The sequence below is a fragment of the Klebsiella sp. C239 genome (genome assembly GCF_048822715.1).
Taxonomy (GTDB): Bacteria; Pseudomonadota; Gammaproteobacteria; order Enterobacterales; family Enterobacteriaceae; genus Klebsiella; species Klebsiella quasipneumoniae.
In genome coordinates this window covers 53,520-70,505 of record NZ_JBMEZK010000001.1, presented here as the reverse complement: position 1 = coordinate 70,505, position 16,986 = coordinate 53,520, and the positions used below count along the sequence as shown (strand labels likewise).

The 16,986-nt window shown below is 61.0% G+C and carries 14 protein-coding genes; 3 read left to right on the top strand and 11 right to left on the bottom strand.

The genetic code is table 11. The annotated features are described in order from the left end of the window. Positions 1-214 precede the first annotated feature (214 nt). From ndk to ACOI6Z_RS00320, 3 genes are all read right to left on the bottom strand, one after another. Positions 215-646: a nucleoside-diphosphate kinase gene (ndk, locus tag ACOI6Z_RS00330; RefSeq protein ID WP_004144312.1), complete on the bottom strand. Its 432-nt coding sequence runs from the start codon at positions 644-646 to the stop codon at positions 215-217. Between the two features lie 160 nt (positions 647-806). Further along, entirely contained in the window at positions 807-3,131 is a 2,325-nt protein-coding gene (gene pbpC / locus ACOI6Z_RS00325) for a peptidoglycan glycosyltransferase PbpC (protein ID WP_420686778.1), read from the bottom strand. After that, entirely contained in the window at positions 3,132-8,081 is a 4,950-nt protein-coding gene (locus ACOI6Z_RS00320; protein ID WP_420686777.1) for an alpha-2-macroglobulin family protein, read from the bottom strand. Positions 8,082-8,287: 206 nt separating this feature from the next. Between ACOI6Z_RS00320 and sseA the strand changes: the two genes are divergently transcribed. The 3 genes from sseA (at position 8,288) to ACOI6Z_RS00305 (ending at position 10,904) form a co-directional block, all read left to right on the top strand. Further along, a complete protein-coding gene (sseA, locus tag ACOI6Z_RS00315) occupies positions 8,288-9,145 on the top strand; it encodes a 3-mercaptopyruvate sulfurtransferase (RefSeq protein ID WP_218801935.1) in 858 nt (285 codons plus the stop codon). A gap of 164 nt (positions 9,146-9,309) precedes the next feature. Next, positions 9,310-9,960, top strand: coding sequence for a DUF5066 family protein (locus ACOI6Z_RS00310; protein ID WP_023290639.1), 651 nt, complete (start codon positions 9,310-9,312; stop codon positions 9,958-9,960). Positions 9,961-10,061: 101 nt separating this feature from the next. Beyond that, the gene (locus ACOI6Z_RS00305) at positions 10,062-10,904 is read left to right on the top strand and encodes a hypothetical protein (protein ID WP_044524347.1); all 843 of its coding nucleotides are present in this window, start codon (positions 10,062-10,064) and stop codon (positions 10,902-10,904) included. A 66-nt stretch (positions 10,905-10,970) separates the two neighbouring features. On the opposite strand, the gene sseB is transcribed toward ACOI6Z_RS00305, so the two are convergent. The 8 genes from sseB to iscU all read right to left on the bottom strand — a co-directional run bounded on the left by sseB (position 10,971) and on the right by iscU (position 16,960). Beyond that, a complete protein-coding gene (gene sseB, locus ACOI6Z_RS00300; RefSeq protein ID WP_023290641.1) occupies positions 10,971-11,747 on the bottom strand; it encodes an enhanced serine sensitivity protein SseB in 777 nt (258 codons plus the stop codon). A 96-nt stretch (positions 11,748-11,843) separates the two neighbouring features. Next, on the bottom strand, positions 11,844-13,130 hold the full coding sequence (pepB, locus tag ACOI6Z_RS00295) for an aminopeptidase PepB (protein ID WP_023290642.1): 1,287 nt from the start codon (positions 13,128-13,130) through the stop codon (positions 11,844-11,846). Positions 13,131-13,237: 107 nt separating this feature from the next. Beyond that, positions 13,238-13,438: a Fe-S cluster assembly protein IscX gene (iscX, locus tag ACOI6Z_RS00290; protein ID WP_002913954.1), complete on the bottom strand. Its 201-nt coding sequence runs from the start codon at positions 13,436-13,438 to the stop codon at positions 13,238-13,240. Between the two features lies 1 nt (position 13,439). Continuing rightward, the gene (gene fdx / locus ACOI6Z_RS00285) at positions 13,440-13,775 is read right to left on the bottom strand and encodes an ISC system 2Fe-2S type ferredoxin (RefSeq protein ID WP_004201872.1); all 336 of its coding nucleotides are present in this window, start codon (positions 13,773-13,775) and stop codon (positions 13,440-13,442) included. A 1-nt stretch (position 13,776) separates the two neighbouring features. Next, a complete protein-coding gene (gene hscA / locus ACOI6Z_RS00280) occupies positions 13,777-15,627 on the bottom strand; it encodes a Fe-S protein assembly chaperone HscA (RefSeq protein ID WP_064155251.1) in 1,851 nt (616 codons plus the stop codon). Positions 15,628-15,642: 15 nt separating this feature from the next. After that, the gene (hscB, locus tag ACOI6Z_RS00275; RefSeq protein ID WP_023290644.1) at positions 15,643-16,158 is read right to left on the bottom strand and encodes a co-chaperone HscB; all 516 of its coding nucleotides are present in this window, start codon (positions 16,156-16,158) and stop codon (positions 15,643-15,645) included. Positions 16,159-16,232: 74 nt separating this feature from the next. Next, positions 16,233-16,556, bottom strand: coding sequence for an iron-sulfur cluster assembly protein IscA (iscA, locus tag ACOI6Z_RS00270; RefSeq protein WP_002913979.1), 324 nt, complete (start codon positions 16,554-16,556; stop codon positions 16,233-16,235). Between the two features lie 17 nt (positions 16,557-16,573). Continuing rightward, positions 16,574-16,960: a Fe-S cluster assembly scaffold IscU gene (gene iscU, locus ACOI6Z_RS00265; protein ID WP_002913991.1), complete on the bottom strand. Its 387-nt coding sequence runs from the start codon at positions 16,958-16,960 to the stop codon at positions 16,574-16,576. Positions 16,961-16,986: the final 26 nt, after the last annotated feature.

The following is a 16,986-nucleotide window of genomic DNA, read 5'->3' as shown; positions in this document are numbered from 1 at the left end:
TCGTCCAGGGGCGCTATATTCTACAAATTCTGGCGGATCATTGCCACGTTTGCACAAAGCAATGATAAAAAATCTGTTACTGCGTACATAATCCTCTATGGCTTTTCGATTGTCGCAAGGCGGCAAGCAAGTGAATCCCCGGGAGCATAGATAACTATGTGACCGGGGTGAACGCGCGTAGCCAACGCCGCGACGGTCGAAAAGACGACGAGGATTAGCGAGTGCGCGGGCAAACCTCGCCTTCAGCAAAGAAGAACGCGATTTCGCGTGCAGCGGATTCTACAGAGTCGGAACCGTGGGTGCCGTTCTCGGTGAAGCTGTCAGCGTAGTCAGCGCGCAGGGTACCCGCCAGGGCGTTTGCCGGGTTGGTGGCGCCCAGCAGGTCACGGTGACGCTGAACGGCGTTTTCGCCTTCCAGGACTGAAACCACGATCGGGCCGGAGGTCATGAACTCAACCAGACCGTCGAAGAACGGGCGACCTTCGTGCTCAGCATAGAAACCACGAGCCTGCTCTACGGTCAGGTGCAGCATTTTGGTGCCGACGATTTTGAACCCTGCAGCTTCAAAGCGGGAAAAGATGCTGCCAATAACGTTTTTTGCCACCGCGTTTGGTTTGATGATGGAAAAAGTACGTTCAATAGCCATGATTACCTCTAATTAAATGTTCTGTTGTTGCGCATACGATCGTATGGCCTGGCGCGCATTATAATGAGCATCCCCGCCCCTGCCTACGGCTGAAGGTAACATTTTGTTAAAATAAAATGAGTATTGAAAACACAAACCGCCAACAACAAATTTACCCTGGTTATTGCAGGGTAAAACGCGCGGCCGCCGTTTGTCCTGCCTCATCCATCACCACCAGCTGCCACTCGCCGGGCTTATCCAGAGTTAGCGTGGTTCTCGCGCCGGCGGCATCTATCGGCTGGCCGTTGATAAACCACCAGCGCCGCCCTTCACCACCGCTGGTTTGCAGGGGCAACATCACCCGCGCCTCCCCCGGCAGACGTTTAATCACCGCCCCCTCGCGGACCCCGGAGAGCACCAGCGGCGCGGCATCCTGAGTTTGCAACGGCGGGCATGCCTTCGATGCCGGCCCCAGACGCGCGGAGCGACGTTCCCCCGGCGGTAGCCAGGGATCCAGCGGCAGCGGCCAGACCTCCACCACACTTTCGCGCGCCCCGGGACAATCCGCCGCCACCCGTTCGCCGTGTTCATTGCGCCACACCGGGAAGCGGATCCCGCGCACGCCCTCCTGCCCCGGCAGCAGCAGGGTCGGCGGCTGGCTATCTTCCAGCAGCCAGCTGGCCAGGCGACGACGGCAGTTGCTGTCGCCCGCCGGCAGCGCCTGGCCGCCGGGCCAGCAGAGCGTCCCGCGGCTAACCGTTGCCGGTCGCGGATCGACCGGCAGGCCGCCACGGCTCATCGCCGGGCGGGCGAGCAGCAGATTATTGACCTGATTGAGCAACGGCACCGCGCTGGCGAAGCCAAACTGCCCCACCACCGGCGTACCGTCCGGACGCCCGGTCCAGATGCCAATCAGATAACGCGCATTGAGGCCCACCGCCCACGCATCGCGATACCCGTAGCTGGTGCCGGTCTTCCAGGCCAGCGGCACCGCTTGCGGGAGTGAGGCATCGGGAACCGGCTGCGCTTCGCCGGCCAGGATGCGCCGGACGATCCACGCCGCCCCCGGGGATATCAGCGCCCTTTCCACCAGCGGGTCTCCGGGCGTCATGCGCAGCCGCGCCGCCTTCCCGTGGCGGGCAAAGGCGCTGTACGCCGCGACGATATCTTCCAGCCTCGCCCCGGCGCCGCCGAGGATCAACGACAGATTCGGCTCGGCGCCGGCGGGCAGCATCAGGGGCAACCCGGCATTACGCAAATTCGCCGCGAAACGTTTGGGCCCGTAGGCTTCGAGCACCTGGACCGCCGGCAGATTCAGGGAGCGCACCAGCGCGTCGCTGGCGCTCACCGGGCCGTGAAAGCCGCTGTCAAAGTTACCGGGGCGATAATCGCTAAAGCGCCGCGGCACATCCTGCAATAACGACGCCGGATGGATCAGTCCTTCATCCATCGCCAGCGCATAAATAAAGGGTTTCAGCACCGACCCAGGCGAACGGACCGCCGACGCCATATCAATGTGGCCAAAGCGACTGTCGTCCGTAATATCCGCCGACCCCACCCAGCCGCGGACTTTCATATCCGTGTGGTCGACGACAACCATCGCCAGCGAACTGCGCGGCGGCAGGCGCGACTTCCAGTTCAGCGCCAGATCCTCGAGCTGCCGCTGCAGTCCGGCATCGAGGGTCGTCACCACTTTTTCCTCACGACTGGTCGCCAGCGTCCGGCGGGCGAAGAGCGGCGCCAGCTGCGGCATCTGCCGCGGAAACAGCCACACCGGCTCCTCCATCGCCTCCTTTACCGCCAGCCTCGGCCAGACGCCCTGGCTGACCATGCGCGCAAGGACTTTATCCCGCGCCGCCTGGGCCCGCTGCGGCCAGCGGTCCGGACGTAAACGGCTGGGCGCCTGGGGCAGCACCGCCAGCAGCGCCGCCTCGCCGTAGCTGAGCTGCGCGGGCGGCTTGCCGAGATAAGCCCAACTGGCCGCGCCGATCCCCTGCAGGGTGCCGCCAAAGGGCGCACGATTCAGATACAGGGTCAGGATTTCGCTCTTTGACAGATGCCACTCCAGCTGCAGCGCCCGCCACAGCTGGCGCAGCTTGCCGCCGAAAGTGCGGGGGTGGGGATCGAGCAGGCGCGCCACCTGCATGGTGAGGGTACTGCCGCCGGAAATGACCCGCCCGGAGGTGAGATCCTGCCAGGCGGCGCGCACTACAGCGAAGGGATTGACCCCCGGATGGCGCCAGAACCAGCGGTCCTCATACTGAATAAGCGCCTGCAGATAGCGCGGCGACACGTCGGCGAGAGTCACCGGATAACGCCAGACGCCCTGCGCGTCGGCAAACCGCCATAGGGGGGTCCCATCCTCCGCCACGACCACCCGGGCAGGCGTGACGTCATGCAGCGGCAGCGGCCACAGGCGATCGGCGGTCAGAACCGCCAGCCACAGCAGAAAAATAAACGCCGCCAGCCAGCGCCAGCGGCGTTTTACCCGATGCACTACGCGCATTTACGGCGTCACGGTGAGCGGACCGCTGGCGGTCCCGGTCGCCCGCCACTGCGGCACATACATCGATTCCACCTGCGGCTGCGGGACCTGGTAGGTGCCCGGCGTGACCGCCCGCGCCAGGTAGACCAGCGTCACCGGCTGACCTTCATTGACCGCGACAGCGGCGACGAAGCGGTCGTCGCGGAACTCGATATGCTGAATATCGGCCTGCTGCATCTGGTTAAGGAGGTTTTGCACCGCTTCGCCATTCTCCTGCAGGCTGGCGCTGCTGTTGGCCAGATTCTGGTTTTCCAGCTCGAGTCCCGCCGGCAGCAGGTCAACCACCAGCGCGTCAGGCACGTTGCGTCTGGCGGTCACCTCCAGCTTGACCAGCACCAGTTCGCCGCTGCGCAGCGACGACAGCGACTTCTGCCGCCCCTGGGTATTGAAAACGACGCGTTCAATCCCCAGGACGTTGCCGCCCGGCTGCGGCGCGCTTTGCGGATAGCCGCTGCTGTCCAGACGCAGCCACAGCGGTTGACTGCCGGTGTTGCTCACCTGCAACGTCGCCAGCCGATCGCCGTCGAGGTTACGGGTTTGCGCTTTATCGCCGGCCAGCGGCTCAGCCTGCAGCGAGGTTTGCGCCTGCCAGTTGCCCGGCAGGTCGGCAAGCGTACGTCCGGCGAGGAACAGGGCGTTGGTTTCCTGGGTCGACAGCCAGCGCTGGCCGTAGGCCTCTTCCGACAGCGTGCTCAACAGCGTGTTTTGCACCTCCGGCAGCAGCTTGTTCTCTTCCAGCAGCGCCAGCTTCAGCGCGTCATCGCGAAGCGAGCTGCCGTAATCGCCCAGCCAGCGATTCTCATCATGGCGCGGCGTGGCAACCGCCAGCTTCATGGCCTCATCGCCGCGCGGCGCATCGCCCATGGTTTTCAGCGCAATGCCGAGCTGCAGCAGCGGCAGGCCGGATCGCGCCTGGTCGTGACGGCTCCAGATTTCACGCAATGCGCCGAGCGGGGCTTTTTGCTGACGCGCCAGCACCAGTGCGGCATAGGCCTGAGCGGCAAAGCGGCTTGCCTGGGCGTCGTCGCTGTAGCGCACGGTCATCAGCCCCGGCTCCTGAAGATAGCGCAGCAGGCGTTCATTACCTTTATTAATGGCGTTGACCGGTACGCTATAGCCCTGCTCGCCCGCGCGAACAAGGAAATCCATGGCGTAAGCGGTCAGCCAGTACTCTTCCGGCCCCTCTTTATCCCATAGCGCAAAGCCGCCGTTTTCCAGTTGCATCTGCAGCAGACGCGAGATCCCGACATCGATTGCCGCGCGACGTTTTTCGTCGCTGTCCCCGCTGATGCCCAGCGCTTTTAGCTGCGCCGCGCTGGTATACAGGGAGGGGAACAGGCCGCTGGCGGTCTGCTCAAGGCAGCCGTAAGGATAGGCTTTCAGGTCGCGGATATAGCGCGCAAGATTCAACGGCGGCTTGCCGCTGAGCAGCAGCTGGCCCTGCAGCGTCTGCGGGGCGAAACCTGCCGATTGCGCCGCCGGCGCCTGCCAGCTTTCGCCGGGCTGCAGCACGGCGCCGCTGTTGACGGTCTGCGCCGGGAACGCCGGACGAACGCCGATTTTCCACTGCTTCTGCAGCGGGGCGAAGGTTTCCCCCGGCAGGCTCAGGCCGCTGATAGTGGCGCTCACCTGGCCATCGCCAAAGCCCGGCAGCGCGCTCACCGGCACAAACAGCGTGCTGCGCGCCCCCGGCGCCAGCTGCACCGACGTTAGTTGACCCTCGGTCAAGGTCACCAGTCCGCTGGCGGCAAGATGTACCTGCAGAGTTTGCGGTTTATCGGTCAGGTTGCTGAGATCCAGCGCCAGACGGGTGGTGTCGCCGCTGGCGAGGAAGCGCGGGGTATTCAGCTCGGCGATGACCGGGGCGGCCACCACCACTTTATCTTCGCTGCTGCCGAAGTCATCCGCCGTCCAGGCCTGAGCCATCACCCGCAGCTCGCCGTTAAAATCACCGATCGGCAGCGTCACCGTCCCTTCGCCCTGATCGTTCAGCACCACCGGCTGCGCCTGCTGGGCGATGATGGTCACATGGTTAACCGGCGGTTTACCGCCACGTTTTAACTCGTCGCCATCGCCGCCGAAGCGCAGACTGGCCACACGCCCCTGCCCTTCAATCACCTGGCCGTAAATATCATAAATATCCGCCCCATAACGTTTCTGGCCGAAGAAGGCGTTCCACGGATCCGGGGTGGCGTAATCGGTAATATTCAGCACCCCGCTATCGACAGCAGAGAGCAGAACGTTAACCTGCTTCGGCGCCTCTCCCTCTTTGACGCTGGCTTTCACTTTCACCGTCAGCGGCTGGTTGGGGCGCATTTTATCCGGGGCCTCCAGCGCCAGCGTCAGGCGACGGTTTTCATCGCCCAGCGGCAGATGCAGCAGGCCCACCGCGCGTTTCGGCGTCGCCGAGCGGGATTTATCGCCGGGGCGAACCACCAGCGTGCTGAGGTAGAGGTCGTGGCGATTCCAGGCGTTATCCACCGGGATCGACAGGTCCATCCCCTCGGCGGGTACGTCAATCTCCTGCCACCACAGCGGCCCTTCGCTGGATTCCACCATCGCGTAGCCTTTACCCGCCGCCGGGGCGGCGATGTGCAGCCTGATGGTGTCGCCCGGCTTATAGCTCGGTTTATCCAGCTTCATGGTGACCCGGTCCGGGCGCGCTGCGCCGGTGCCTTCGCTGTTATCCTGCCAGCTGTAGCCCGCCCAGAAGCGCACGCTGCTGACGACATCGTCCGGTCCTTTCACCTCCAGGCGATAGGAGCCCCACTCTACCGGAAAGCTCACTTTACCGATCTGGCCGGCCTGCAGATCCAGCGACTCCTCGCCCTCCTGCAGATCTTTTTGATCGAACTGCGACTGCCAGCCTTCGCTATCGGACCAGTTCCAGTAATAATCCCGGCGCTCGCGGATCAGCCGTACCTGCAGGCCGGAAACGGCTTTTTTCTCGCCTTTGGCGTCGGCATAGACGATATCGAACGCGGCGTTGCTGTTTTCATCCACCACCGGCTGCTTCACCGTGGTGTCGGTGCGGTAGTCGTAAACGTCCTTCAGGGTAAATTGCGGGCGGATCCCCGGCAGCGCCTCGGCAGGCCAGATCGGCTGCTTAACCGTACGGGTGACCGGACGCCCACCGGACTCCAGCAGGCTCGCCTGCAACACCACCTGCAGCGGCGAATGGCTATCCTGCCACTGGCTGGAGGTGGTCACTTCGCCATGGCCTTTTTCATCCAGCGTCAGCTGGACTTCATCAAGGCTGCGGGAGAGATTTTCTTCTGCGATATCGCCGAACTCAAAGCCCGGCAGCGCGGCGACGGCGTCGCGAAGCGGGCGCAGGAACAGTTTGCCCTGCAGCGTGTTGCCGCTGGCCGGCGCGCCGTAGAGATAAGCGCCGCTGACATCAAAGGCGACATCGGCATTCGGCGCGACAGGCGCCGTCTGCGGCGTCAGCTTCAGCGCCATGCGTTCCGGCATAAAGTCTTCGACGTGGAAATCCCACTCGCGGGGCTGGTTGTCGCCGGTGCTGGCGCGAATGTGCCACATGCCGGTGGCCGCGCCGCTGTCGAGCGGATAAGTAAACTGGTACAGGCCGTTAACCGGTTTGCTCATCACCGAGCGGATCACCTGGCCATCCGGCTGGACCACCTCCAGCTTCACCGGCTGTTCCGCCAGCGGCTTGCCATCGCTATCGCGCAGCAGCGCATTGAGGATCACCGTTTCGCCCGGACGATAGAGATCCCGTGGGCCAAACATAAAGAACTGTTTGCTGAAGCCTGGCGCGCCGGCAATGGAGAACTCCGCCAGATCCAGCGCCGGCAGTTTGAGGTCGAGCAGCGTGGTCTGTCCCTCTTTGCACGCCAGCAGCAGCGCGGCTTCTTTATCGGTTTGCAGGGTGACGTGGCCCTGGCTATCGCTTTTCGCCTGCGCCAGGGTCTGCCCTTTGGCGTTGAGCAGCTGGACATCGATACCAGACTGGGCGGCGCCGTTTTCCAGGCTCTGGGTAAAGACGTCCAGCCGGTTGTGGTAGCGATGCGCCGACACGCCGATGTCGCTAAGGGTAAACAGCGTCGCCGCGTTGCTGTAGCTATAATGACCCGCCGGGTTCATGACCGCCACGTAGACGCCAGGCTGCTGGAGCGGCTTGATGTCGCTCAGCGGCAGCAGCAGCTTTTCGCGGGTATTGCGCGCCGGATTGAGGTCAAAGCGGCCGCTGTATACCAGATCGGCCATCTTCAGCAGCTCGTCGGATTCCCAGTTGCTTAATGAATTGCGGTATTCCCACTGGCTGACGAAGGCCGAGAGCGATTCCGGCTTAATGCGGAAGAAGTTCACGTCGACGTTATCGACGTTCAGCGCCATCACCGGCAGCCCGGCGATCACGTTGCCCGGCAGCAGCGAGCCGCGGCTGGCAAATCCGACGCTTGGCGCGATATCGCGGGTAGTCAGGGTCTTCTCGAACGGTTTATCGAGCGTCGCCTTGTTCAGGGCGGTCAGCGTCGGGTCGACCGAGACAATCAGCTCGCGCTTTGGCTCAAGGTGACGCAGACGCAGCTCTTTCAGGTTTGGCGCCAGCTCCCACGCGCCATCTACCTTACCGCTCTTCTTATCCACCAGGTGCACGCTGCGGGAGAAATCCTGGTCCGGCTGCAGCGGTACGGAAAAGGTCAGCACCAGGGTCGCGGCGCCATCCAGCTGCACCTCCGAGGCGTCGAGCAGCGTCAGCGCTTTGCCCTGGCTTTTTTCCGCCAGCGCCGCCAGCTGGGCGCTGTCCGGTTTTGCCGCCGCGCCAGGGCCGCTATCGGCGGCCGGCGTCGGGGCCGTAGCCTGCGGTGTACCGCTGTCATCACACCCGGTTAATGAAAATGCGGTAAGGAGCGCCAGTGACAGCGCCGCTAAACGAAATGGTTTCATCCTTCTAACCCCTCGGCCGGTGGGCCTGATGCAAATTATCACTTTTTATTATGCGTTAAGGCGGCGCTTCTCAACAGTGATGACGCGGGTTTCTGCCGATTAATCAGAAAAGTGCCGTGACGTCGTCCCCACTCTGGCGTCCTTAACTTGTCAGCACCCGATAAAACGCCGACAATTCAGTCATGAATAGTAAAACGGAGGCACCTATGTCCACCTCGTTTTTTGTCGCCGCCGACTGGCTGGCGGAACATATTGATGACCCGGAGATCCAGATTATCGACGCCCGCATGGCGCCCGCCGGGCAGGAGGCCCTGCGCGATATGGCCGCGGAGTACCGCGCCGGCCACGTGCCGAACGCGCTGTTTTTCGATATCGAGGCGCTGTCCGATCACACCAGCCCGCTGCCGCATATGATGCCGCGCGCCGAGGCGTTTGCCGTGGCCATGCGCGAACTGGGCGTCTGCAGCGATAAGCACCTGGTCGTCTATGACGAAGGCAATCTGTTTTCCGCCCCGCGCGCCTGGTGGATGCTGCGCGCCTTTGGCGTGGAGAAAGTGTCGATTCTGGCCGGTGGGCTGGAGGGCTGGCGTCGCGACGAGCTGCCGCTGGAACAAGGGGTGCCGGAGGTGGCCGAAGGAGAATTCGACGTGCGGTTCGATCCTCAGCAAATTAAGCGCCTGACCGACGTGCTGCTGGTCAGCCATGAAGGATCAGCGCAGATTGTCGATGCGCGTCCGGCGGCCCGGTTTAACGGCCAGGCTGACGAACCGCGCCCCGGCCTGCGGCGCGGGCATATCCCCGGCGCGCTGAACGTCCCGTGGACGGAGCTGGTGATTAACGGCGAGCTGAAGACCGTCGACGAGCTGAACGACATCTTTTTGCGTCAGGCCGTCGATTTTGATCGGCCCATTATCGCCAGCTGTGGGTCCGGCGTGACGGCGGCGGTGGTCGTGCTGGCGCTCACCACGCTTGGCGTGAACGGCGTCTGCCTGTACGACGGCTCATGGAGCGAATGGGGGGCGCGCAGCGATCTGCCGATTGAACCGGCTCCTGCCGCTCAGTAAACGCCGCATGGCCGCGGACGTCCCGTCCCGCGGCCACTAAATAATTTCTGATTTTCTCCGCCTCATTCTCCTGCCAGTCGCTAAACCAGCTACTCTGTGCTGCCGCAGGGCTTGCGCCTGCCCTGTTGGCTTTACTGCCGCCCACTATATAAGGAAATTGAATGATGGCTTTTTCATTAGCGGATCTCATGGATGTCGTACACAAGCACAACCGCAATCCCACCCCGAAACCGATGCCCGTAGACGAAGTGGATCGCCTGCGCGTCCGGAAATACCGTGATCCGCAAAATAGCGAAACCGTGGCGCTTCCGGAGAGTCTGAAAGCGCTGCTGGCCTACGATTGCCAGCTGACAAGCCCCTACGGTCAACGGGTGCTGGAATCAGTTCTGAACGCCATTGATGAACATGGCGTACTGCTTTCCGACTCACTGGATGAAGAGGCTTATTATATGAATGGCCTTGATATGATCGGGCTGGATTTTGAAGAGCTAATGCCCGTCTGGAACGACGATCCGCGTCTTCCTGCCCTGATTCGCCTCTGCCATCCCGGGGATCAGCAGGTATTTATCTATGTCACCGAGCGTGATGAACAGGGTGAATATCCTGTCGTCCGCTTCGAGGGTAAAGAGAATGAGCTTTGGCTGGCAGAATCGTCGCTGATTGAATATTTGCAGGGGATTTTTACCGGTGGAAAGGAGAGCCACGACGAATGGCAGCATCAACAAGCCCTCAACGAGTCACGCGATGGCGCCTTGCTGGAGCTGGAATATATTCATGAGGATCTTTACGCCAGGCTCGAAGGTTGTCCTGACTAATTCACCATCTCCCACCGATAGCGCGATTAACGCGCGCCGTCGGGGCCAGCGCCAGGATTGAGCGTTTAATCTATAACCTGATGGCACCACAAGGAGTGAAAATGGCATTAGTCTCCAACCCACATTCTGCTTATTCCCCGCGCCTTCCCTGGCTGGGAGGCATAGCTGGCCTGCTGGTCGGCGGCGCAATCCTCTACTTTTGGCCGCAATGGAACCGGACATGGTTAAGCCTGGTTCCTGCGCCCGTTTCCGTTTATACCCGCTTTCTCGGCGTCACTTTGGAAGACGTCCCGCTGATCACCTATGGTCATCAGGCGCTGCTGGGTTTTCTGATGGTGCTGCTCGCGCCCGGTTACGGTAAATCGACGCTTGCCGCATGGATGATGCACAACCCGGCGTCAAGCCGCCGCTGGCCCGGCGAGGTACTCCGTGCCTGGGCGATGAAATTTGGCCTGCTGGTCATGGTATTTTGCAATCTGTTCTTTTTGTCCCGGGTCGGATCCGGGACCCTGGCGTTTTATATTTTTATTCTCCAGCACGTCAGCGTTGCCGCGGCGGTGGCATCAGGGGTGCTGCTGCTGCGTGACGCCCGACGTCTGGCCCGCACGTTCGACGCTCAGCTGGCGGATCTGCGCCTTCTGATGCTCCTCACCCTCGGGTTCCAGACGATTTTGCCGGCGCAGATCGCGCTGATGAGCGCCCGGGGCGTGAATACGCCGCTGGGCTGGTATATCGTCATTGCGCAGATGGTAGGGGTGTTACTGGCGTTTATGCTGGTCGCCGGGCTGGTAGCAGCGCTACGCTATCTGCTGGGAGAGGAAAGGTGCCGTGCCTGGCGCGGGGATATGGCGCTCTTCAACGGCGTCGTCACGCTGTGCGTGACGGGATTTCTGCTCTATAACATGGTGTCAGCCTATCCACGGATCGTTGCCGCCCTGCATTAACCTTTGCAATTCCGCTTTTGCATCGAACTGAAAGCATACCGAAACCGGGGGCAGCCGCCCCCGCTGTCAGATAATGCGGTTTTGTTTGAAATCGCGCAGGAAGCTGCCCCAGCGCTTTTCATAGAACGGCGTGATATGGGCAATCATAAAGTGGCTGATGCCCTTCTCGCCTTCCACCACCTGGCAAATATCGATCGGCTCATCGCCGGGCAGGGTATCGGTGGCCACGCTGCCGGTGGTCTGAATGATGGACTCGATATCCCCTTCCGCTTCAATGCCGATCAGCAGATTAGCGGGCGCGTCGGCGTGCTCTTTGATCGAGCACAGGAACGCCCGCTTGACGGTTTTCAGCGTTTTGAACAGCGTGGTCAGCGAATCCACCATCTGCGCCGGCGGCTCGGCGACTTCAGACAGCAGCAGCGCTTCCCCCCCTTCCAGCACCGTCTGGGTGCTGAGCGGGCTGCCCTCTTCCCCGAGCAGATGGCTGATTTCGCGCGGGGTAAACGCTTTACCGTTCGGCAGCTTCGGGTTGAGGAACAGCGATTCACCGAGAGTCATCGCCATCAGCGTGCGGGCCGGCATCATCACGAAAGCCTGTTCATCTTCCACCGCCTGCTGCAGGGCCTCAAGCGAAGTGAAGAACGGAATGACCGACGTGCCGTCATCTTTTTCCCAGTGCTGTAGATCCAGCGCGCTATCCTCGACAATCTGCTCGCCATCGGCTGCGCGGCCTGGTACCCAGACGGTGGCCTCAAGCAGCGCGCTGAAAAATGCCGGACGATGAGCGGGCTCGGTAGCCGCTTTTTCCAGCAGGGTTTCTAATTCGTTTTTGGTTTCGGACATAGTTTGGCTACTTCAAAAATCGCCCGGCGGCGCTACGTCCGCACGGGCCTGCGGATTTTCCAGGCCGGGTAAGCATAGCGCCACCCGGCAAGGCCATTACTCAGCCGTCAGCAGATTGGCGATAGTACGTACGCCAAGCCCCGTCGCGCCCGCCGACCACTGCTCAACGGCTGATTTGCGATAGGTTGCCGAACAGTCGATGTGCAGCCAGCCCTGGTGGTAGTTTTCCACGAAGTGGGACAGGAAGCCCGCCGCTGTGCTGGCGCCGGCCGGATAGGCGGCGCTGCCGGTATTGTTCAGTTCCGCGAAATTAGACGGCAGCTGATGACGGTGGAATTCGGCCAGCGGCAGACGCCAGAACGCTTCATTTTCCGCCTGGGCGCTCGCCAGCAGGCGATTCGCCAGCGCATCGTCAAAGCTGAACAGCGCGTGGTAGTCGTTGCCAAGCGCGGTTTTCGCCGCGCCGGTCAGGGTGGCGGCATCGATGATCAGCTCCGGCTTCTGCGCCGAAGCGTCAATCAGGCCATCCGCCAGCACCAGACGACCTTCGGCGTCGGTGTTCATGACTTCGACGGTTTTGCCGTTGCGATAATGAATAATATCGCCCAGTTTGAAAGCGTTACCGCTGATCAGGTTGTCGGCGCAGCACAGATAGAGCTTCACGCGCTTGTTCAGCCCGCGGGTAATAGCGAAGGCCAGGGCGCCGGTGATAGTCGCCGCGCCGCCCATATCGGATTTCATTGAATCCATAAAGGCGCTCTGTTTGATACTGTAGCCGCCGGAATCAAAGGTGATGCCTTTACCTACCAGACAGGCGTATACCGGGGCTTCTTTATCGCCGGTCGGGTTATAGTCCAGCGCTAGCAAAACCGGCGGACGCTCGGAGCCGCGGCCCACCGTGTGCAGGCCGAGATAGCCCTGCTCACGCAGATCTTCGCCTTTGGTGATACGATAGCTCATCTTCTCGCCCGCCACGCTGCACAGCAGGTCGACGGCGCGCTGCGCCAGCTGTTCCGGGCCCAGCTCTTCCGCCGGCGCATTGATGGTGTCGCGCACCCAGTCAATAATGGTCAGACGGTTATCCAGCTCGCTTTTCTGCGCATCGTCCAGCGTCGGCCATTCAACTTTACGGGTGCCTTTCGGGCCTTTATAACCCGCCCAGAACGCCCACGCGCGGTCGGTGTTCCAGCCTTCGCCGCTTAACGCGACATGCTTGATCCCCATGCCGTCAATTTTACGCGCCGCGCGCTGAATCAAGCCCAGGTCGTCTTTGCCGTTGAGATGCAGGGCGATGCCGTCATGATTAATGCTGTAAGACGCCTTTTCTCCCCAGCGCGCATCGGCTGGCTGAGTGGAAAGCGTAATCTTCATGGCTTCGGTCATTATCATTATCCTTCTTAGCAAACGGGCCACCGTATGGCAGCCCGTAACGTTCTCTCGCTCAATGATTCATCCGACTTTATACCGCCGCATAAATCATGATGCGAAAATTATTCGGCTTCGTCTAACCAGACTAACAGAATCGCCTCGAGAATTTTTTCATTGGATGCGTTCGGGTCATCATCAAACTCTTCCAGATCGCAAATCCACTGATGCATGTCGGTAAAGCGAACGGTTTTTGGGTCGAGGTCAGGGTAAGCGTCATACAGCGCTTCGCCGATTTCACGACTGTCGGTCCATTTCAGTGCCATATTAGTGCTCGCGTGCGTGGTTGATGGTGTAACGCGGGATCTCAACGACCAGATCTTCGTCGGTGACGCGCGCCTGGCAGCTCAGGCGGCTGTCAGGCTCCAGTCCCCAGGCTTTATCCAGCATATCGTCTTCATCTTCGGTACTTTCCGCCAGCGAGTCAAAGCCTTCACGCACGATGCAGTGGCAGGTGGTGCAGGCACAGGATTTTTCGCAGGCGTGTTCAATCTCGATGCCGCTACGCAGCGCCGCATCCAGAATAGTTTCACCGGTCTCAGCTTCCACAACGATGCCATCCGGACACAGGTCCTGGTGGGGCAGAAATACAATTTTTGGCATTTTAAACCTCGTCCACGGATTGGCCTTTCAGCGCGATACGGACCGACTGATCCATACGGCGGGCGGCGAATTCCTGGGTTTGTGTGTCGATATTTTTAATCGCTTCTTTAATGGCGTCGGCGTCGTCGCCTGCCGCGGCGGCGCGTACCTGCTCCGCAGCGGCATCGATAGCCTGACGCTCCGCGGCGCTTAACAGCGCGGCGTCGGCGGCCAGCGCGCTTGTCAGGCTCTCCAGGACGCGTGCGGCTTCCACTTTCTGTTCAGCCAGCATGCGCGCCTGAATATCCTGTTCGGCGTAGCTCATCGAATCTTTAATCATGGTGGCGATTTCGCCATCGGTCAGACCGTAAGACGGTTTCACCTGAATAGAGGCTTCCACGCCGGTCGACTTTTCCATCGCCGTGACGCTCAGCAGGCCATCGGCGTCCACCTGGAAGGTGACGCGAATATGCGCCCCGCCCGCCGGCAGCGCCGGGATACCGCGCAGCGCAAAGCGCGCCAGGGAGCGGCAATCCTGCACCAGCTCACGCTCGCCCTGCATCACATGAATGGACATCGCCGTTTGGCCATCTTTGAAGGTGGTGAACTCCTGGGCGCGGGCCACCGGAATGGTGGTATTACGCGGGATCACTTTCTCCACCAGGCCGCCCATGGTTTCCAGCCCTAACGACAGCGGGATAACGTCGAGCAGCAACAGTTCGCTGTCAGGCTTGTTGCCGACCAGAATATCGGCCTGGATCGCCGCGCCAATGGCGACGACTTTGTCAGGGTCGATGGAGGTCAGCGGGGTGCGACCGAAGAATTCGCCGACGCGCTCGCGCACCAGCGGCACGCGGGTGGAACCGCCGACCATCACCACTTCCAGCACCTCTTGCGCCTCAACGCCAGCGTCTTTCAGCGCCCGGCGGCAGGCCATTAACGTGCGTTTTACCAGCGGGGCGATCAGATCGTTAAACTGGCTGCGAGTGATATCGCCCTGCCAGCCGCCGACCTCAACGTGCGCCACCTCGGCATCGCTAAGGGCGATTTTCGCCGCGATGGCGGCATCCAGCAGCTCACGCTGCAGGCGGTTGTCGCTACGGTCGCTGAAGCCCGCCTGCTCGCGCAGGTAGTCCGCCAGCAGATGATCGAAATCATCGCCGCCGAGGGCCGAGTCGCCGCCGGTGGCCAGCACTTCAAACACCCCGCGGCTTAAGCGCAGAATAGAAATATCAAAGGTGCCGCCGCCGAGATCGTAGACCGCAATCACCCCTTCCTGGCCGGAATCAAGGCCATAGGCGATAGCCGCCGCGGTCGGTTCATTAAGCAGTCGCAGCACGTGCAGACCCGCCAGACGCGCCGCGTCTTTGGTCCCCTGACGCTGGGCGTCATCAAAGTAAGCGGGGACGGTGATGACCACGCCGTCGAGCTCGCCGGCCAGCGCTTCAGTGGCCCGGGCGGCCAGCGCTTTCAGGATATCGGCGGAGACGCGAATCGGGTTCAGCAGGCCGCCGGCGGTCTGGATCATCGGCAGGCCGTTTTCACTGGCCTGCAGCTGATACGGCAGATGCGGATAGCGGTGTTGGATATCGGCGAGGGAGCGCCCCATCATCCGTTTCACGGAGCTGATGGTATTGGCGGGATCCTGGGCGGCGTTCACCCGGGCGTCATAGCCGACGGTCAGCCCCGATGCGTGGTAATTCACCACCGACGGCAGCAGATAGCGGCCTTGATGATCGGGCAGAGTCTCGGCCTGGCCGCTACGCACGGTAGCCACCAGAGAATTGGTGGTGCCCAGGTCGATACCGGCCGCCAGACGACGCTGGTGCGGCGCGGCGCTCAGGCCGGGCTCACTAATTTGTAATAAGGCCATAATTGCTTCCGAAAATTAAAAATCGAGCAGTTTTTCTTCGAGTTCTTCAGCACTGCTGCGCAGTTTATCGAGGAAACGGAGCTTACGAACCGTGTCCGCCGCCGCTTCCCAGCTCTCATTATGCAATTGGTCAACCATCAGCTGATGGCGGGTATCAAACAGCGCTTTCACTCGTTTGATAAAGCCTTCCAGCCGCGCTTCGTCTTTCGCCTGGCCGATCTCATCCAGCTCTTCGCGCAGTTCCAGCTGTTCCATCAGGAACGCGGTATCGCGAACGGTATGCTGCTCGCTGGCCAGATCGAAGCCATGCAGCGAGAGGAGGTATTCTGCGCGGGTCAGGGGATGGCGCAGCGTCTGCCAGGCCTGGTTAATGGTGGCGGAATACTGAACCGCCGCAAGCTGTTCCGCAGCGGGCGCGCTGGCAAATTTATCCGGATGGTACTGGCGCTGCAGATCCTGATACCGGACAGCCAGTTGTTCAAGCGAGAGGGTATAGCTGGCTGGTAACCCGAAGAGGGTGAAATAGTCCATAGTAACCTCAGGGTCATGCATCTAAACGAAAACCCCACGCGCGGCGTGACCGCGGTGGGGTTGGGGAGTACCGATTATACGTTAAAGCTTTCGCCGCAGCCGCACTCATCTTTGACGTTAGGGTTAGTGAACTTGAACCCTTCGTTAAGGCCTTCTTTGACGAAGTCCAGCTGCGTGCCGTCGAGGAATTGCAGACTTTTGCCGTCGATCACGACCTTCACGCCTTTGTCTTCAAACACGGTGTCTTCAGCCGCCGGCTCGTCAACAAACTCCAGTACATAGGCCATACCTGAGCAGCCGGAGGTTCTCACGCCCAGGCGCAGGCCAAACCCTTTTCCGCGGTTTGCCAGGAAGGCATTGACTCGCGCTGCTGCACTGTCGCTAAGAGTAATCGACATAACAAAACCTCAACTAATTATTTTGCTTCACGTTTGCTTTTGTAATCCGCAATCGCGGCTTTAATCGCGTCTTCCGCCAGAATAGAGCAGTGAATTTTCACCGGCGGCAGCTCCAGTTCATCGGCGATATCGGTGTTCTTGATCGCCTGCGCTTCGTCCAGGGATTTACCCTTCACCCACTCGGTGACCAGAGAGCTGGAAGCGATAGCGGAACCGCAGCCGTAGGTCTTGAAGCGCGCGTCTTCAATGATACCTTCATTGTTGACTTTAATCTGCAACTTCATCACGTCGCCGCAGGCCGGCGCGCCGACCATGCCGCTGCCGACGTTCTCGTCGCTGTTGTCAAAAGAGCCGACGTTGCGCGGGTTCTCGTAATGATCGATAACTTTTTCGCTGTAAGCCATGATGAATTCTCCTTATTGGTGCCGAA